Origin of the sequence: Pseudoalteromonas sp. XMcav11-Q, assembly GCF_040104525.1 — a bacterium.
In the GTDB taxonomy this organism is placed as follows: domain Bacteria; phylum Pseudomonadota; class Gammaproteobacteria; order Enterobacterales; family Alteromonadaceae; genus Pseudoalteromonas.
In genome coordinates, this window is the sequence record NZ_JBECOX010000039.1 from 1 (window position 1) to 1,181 (window position 1,181).

Consider the following 1,181-nt stretch of genomic DNA (forward strand, 5'->3'; position numbering starts at 1 on the left):
TGTCTATCACTATAATTTCCTCTTTTAATTTAGAAATATCTATTTCAAAAACAGAGGCGAGTGATTTTAGAGATTCAAGACTTGCTCTGTTGCCGCTTTCAATTCGTTGAATTGTTCTGGTACTTAATAGAAGTTTGTGCTGACACCCACCTAAAGTTTGTGTATTCAAATACAGTTTGTGCTGACACCCACCTACATATTGACGTATTCTAAAAATGCCACTTAAGTTTTAATACTGAAATGTAGTGATAGGTGTCATCTTTTAGCCCTGTTCATAATCAATTCGTTTTATGTCGCAACCGAAAAAGCATAAAATCAGTTATTGAGGCTATAGTCTCGTATTATCTAGCTAATTTACCAATGCTTTTTTCGATCAATATAATACTTCATTGTCGAAAAAACATATGCCATTAAAAAAAATGCAGGTGTGGCAAAGATATCAGGTTTTACAACCCAAGTTAAGAAACCAAGAGATAAGCACAGAAACTCCATACTTAACACCTGCTTTCTTGCTTTTACACCCCAGAAAAACCATCGTATAAAAAGTGATTCTGATTTCCATAACTCTGAATTTTTGTCTATCACTATAATTTCCTCTTTTAATTTAGAAATATCTATTTCAAAAACAGAGGCGAGTGATTTTAGAGATTCAAGACTTGCTCTGTTGCCGCTTTCAATTCGTTGAATTGTTCTGGTACTTAAACCAGACATCATTGCAAGTTGCTCCTGAGACCAATTCCGTTTCTCTCGTAATTTTTTAACTATCATAAAATATCCTCTCCATCTGTGAGGAAAACTTAACTTAAAAACACTATTGGCGGCTACGAAATACACCCGACAGTGGCACGACAGTCTACAATTTAGCTACATGACGCTCAACAGCGTAAAATAAATCGCTGACACCCACTACTAATTTGCACCTTCCTAAGATACCGCCTACGCTTTAACTCTGCACTCAAAGGATTGAGGAAACCAAACTATGGCTACTGCCCGTAAAAAACAAATTAGTTTAACCGACACCAAATACTACCACTGTATCTCCCGTTGCGTGAGGCGCGCCTTTCTGTGCGGTGAAGATAAATTTACTGGAAAATCATACGAGCACCGCCGTGATTGGGTTGAAGAAAAGCTCCTGATGTTGGCAGATGTGTTTTGTATTGATATCTGTGCTTATGCCGTGA

1 protein-coding gene and 2 pseudogenes are annotated in these 1,181 nt (G+C 37.1%); 1 reads left to right on the forward strand and 2 read right to left on the reverse strand.

The annotated features are described in order from the left end of the window. Positions 1–127, reverse strand: a pseudogene (locus ABMY45_RS23765) (helix-turn-helix domain-containing protein); the annotation flags it as partial. Between the two features lie 227 nt (positions 128–354). Further along, positions 355–768 (reverse strand): helix-turn-helix transcriptional regulator, encoded by a 414-nt coding sequence (locus tag ABMY45_RS23770; protein ID WP_206473294.1) that lies wholly within the window; start codon positions 766–768, stop codon positions 355–357. Between the two features lie 211 nt (positions 769–979). Between ABMY45_RS23770 and ABMY45_RS23775 the strand changes: the two are divergent. After that, positions 980–1,181, forward strand: a pseudogene (locus ABMY45_RS23775) (transposase); the annotation flags it as partial.

What these genes read in the sequence shown, in the direction of transcription:
- ABMY45_RS23770 (WP_206473294.1), bottom strand. Translation starts at nt 768, where the DNA reads ATGATAGTTAAAAAATTACGAGAGAAACGGAATTGGTCTCAGGAGCAA.